This window comes from Anaerococcus lactolyticus S7-1-13 (assembly GCF_000758765.1).
In the GTDB taxonomy this organism is placed as follows: Bacteria; Bacillota; Clostridia; order Tissierellales; family Peptoniphilaceae; genus Anaerococcus; species Anaerococcus lactolyticus.
Genome location: NZ_JRMW01000020.1, coordinates 1 through 3,249 on the forward strand (window position 1 = coordinate 1; position 3,249 = coordinate 3,249).

General features: G+C 30.3%; 1 protein-coding gene. It reads left to right on the forward strand.

From position 1 onward, the window contains the following. Positions 1 to 15 precede the first annotated feature (15 nt). On the forward strand, positions 16 to 3,249 hold a 3,234-nt coding region (locus HMPREF1630_RS01635; protein WP_231549497.1), incomplete at its 3' end, for a non-ribosomal peptide synthetase.

The window sequence follows — 3,249 nt, forward strand, 5'->3', positions numbered from 1 at the left end:
GTTAAAGATAGTTTTATGAATCTTGGTGGAGATTCTATTAAAATTGTTAAGATAATGTCATTGATTTCTGAAAGGTTCAATTTAAAAATTCCGTACAGAGATTTTTTAAAGTATGATACGATTGAAGAATTAACTAAATTCATTATAAAAAAATCTGAGAAGTCTGAGAAAACCGAATCTGCTGAACAAAGAATTTATAAATATTATGAGCATAATTCAGACAACGAATATGAAGAGTTTCCACTAACTGATGTTCAGATGGCATACTTATTAGGCAGAGATGAAAAATTTGCATTAGGTGGAGTATCTACGCATGGATATTATGAAATTTTAACAAAATTAGATATAAAAACGCTTGAAATTAATTTAAATAGATTGATTCAAAAACAGCCTATGTTAAGAACAATTATAAATGATAAAGGCAAGCAACAGATGCTAAAAAATGTACCTTATTATAAAATCAAAACTACAGATCTTACTAGTTTAGATATTAAAGATGTTAATAAGGAGATAATTAATGAAAGAAAGAGAATGTCGCATCATGTATTTGATGTTAGTGAATGGCCTCTTTTTGAGTTTAAAGCATTTAAAATTAGCGAGTCTGAATATTATCTATTTATTGGTATAGATTTACTGATTGCTGATGGAAGTAGTATGAGAATATTGGTTAAGGGTTTGTTAGATAATGATATTAAAACATCAACCAATCTATTCAACTATAAGGATTACGTAGAAGCATTGGAAGATTTCAAGAACAGTGAAACCTATTCAGATGATAAAAAATATTGGGAAAACAAGATTCTTTCATTACCTTCTTCGCCGGGATTGCCATTAAAAGGAAGTATTAATGAGATAATCAAACCTTATTTTAAGAGATGTGAATCTGTTGTTGGCAATGAATTATGGACTAGAATTAAATCTATATCAAGAAGCGAAGGAATAACAGTATCTTCTTTATTGTATTCTGCTTATGCATATATATTGGGATATTGGAGTAATCAACCAGAGCTAACAGTAAATGTAACTGTATTTACAAGGTATCCATTTAATGAAAATGTTAATAATATAATTGGAGATTTTACATCAGTTATATTAGTTGATAGTGATGTAAAAAATGTAACAAACTTTTGGGATTTCGCAAAAAAGAGTCAAAAAAATATGCTTGAAGCATTAGAACATAGACATTACGATGGAATTAATGTTATACGAGAAATTAAAAAGAAAAAAGGTTTGCAGAATCAGGCCATAATGCCAGTAGTATTTACAAGTTTACTGTTTTCAATGGATGAAGAAGATAATTCTACAATAAATGATCTAGGTGAAATAAAGATGGGCGTAAGTCAGACATCACAAGTTTATCTAGATTATCAGGTTATGGAAACCAAAGAAGGGTTATCAGTTACATGGGACTATGTGGAAGAGCTGTTTGATGAATCTATGATAAATCAAATGTTCAATCAATATATTTCCTTGATAGAAAGCCTAGCGGGAGAAAATGTTGTATACCCAAGCTTAAGTGATCGTGATAATAGTTTGGTAAAATCATATAATGAAACTGAGGAAGATATTCCATCTACTACAGTACAAGATGAATTTAGTAAAATTGTAGAAAAATATCCTGATAAGGTAATAGTTAAGGATAAAAACGGAGGCATTACTTGTAAAGAATTAGATGAAAAATCTGCTCAAATATGTAATTTTTTGCTTGAAAAAGGAATACAGCAAGGGGATGTAGTAGCAGTTTTAGGAGAACGAAAAAAGGAAACGATAATAAATATCCTCGGAATATTGAAATCGGGAGCAGCTTATGTTGCAATTGATCCGGACCATCCGTTAGAAAGACAAAAATATATTTTGAAAAATAGCGGAAGTAGTCTATATATTGATAAAGATTTTTATGAAAGAAACAGTATTTCTAATTATTCCTCAGCTAATCCTCAAATAGAATATGATCCTAGTGAACTAGCATATATTATATATACATCAGGAAGCACAGGAAAACCTAAAGGGGTAGCTATAACTCATGAAGCTGCAATGAATACTGTTATAGATATTAATAGGAAGTTTAGTGTAGATAAAGAAGACAAGATAATAGGCTTATCTTCAATGTGTTTTGATTTATCGGTATATGATATTTTTGGAAGTTTAACAACTGGAGCAACATTAGTGGAAATACCGGATATTCATGATATGCATTATGTGTCTGAGATTATTGAGCAAGAAGGGATAACCATTTGGAATTCTGTTCCAGCAGTAATGGATATGTTAGTTAGTAATAATGAGATACAAAACAAGGATTTAGAAATAGATTCGGATGATATTATAGATGTAAAATTAGAAGAAAGTAGTTTACGATTGGTATTATTAAGTGGAGATTGGATACCAGTCAGTTTACCAGAAAAGATTAAAGAGCAGTATGAAAACGCTGAGGTAATAAGTCTTGGTGGAGCTACAGAAGCATCAATATGGTCAATCTATTATCCAATTGATAAAGTAGATGCTTCATGGAAAAGCATTCCATATGGTAAACCATTAGCAAATCAAGAATATTATGTGCTGAATTATGATCTTGAAGATTGTCCAGTTGGAGTTGCGGGGGAATTATATATAGGCGGCAAAGGACTGGCAAGAGAATATTATAGAGATGAAGAAAAAACAAAATCTGCATTCATAAATCATTCTAAATATGGAAGATTATATAAGACTGGTGATTATGGTGTCATGAATAGAGATGGGAACATCATATTCTTAGGAAGAAAGGATTATCAGGTAAAAATAGGTGGGCATAGAATTGAGTTGGGAGAAATAGAAAACCAACTTATGAAATACGAAAAGGTAAGTAATTGTACTGTAGTTGACTGGGAAAATGATGATGGCCAGAAATACTTGTGTGCTTATATAGTCTCTAATGAAGATTTTGAAAGTGAGGAAATGAGTAAATTTTTATCATTAAGTTTACCAGAGTATATGGTACCTCAGTATTATGAGAGAATATCATCTATACCAGTCAATATTAATGGGAAAGTTGATAAGAAGAAGCTACAAAAACCAGAGACAAAATCAAAAGATAATATTGTTTTACCAAGAACAGAGATGGAAAAAAATGTATCAATGATATGGGAAGAAGTATTAAATATTAGCCCTATAAGTGTTAAAGATAGTTTTATGAATCTTGGTGGAGATTCTATTAAAATTGTTAAGATAATGTCATTGATTTCTGAAAGGTTCAATTTAAAAATTCCGTACAGT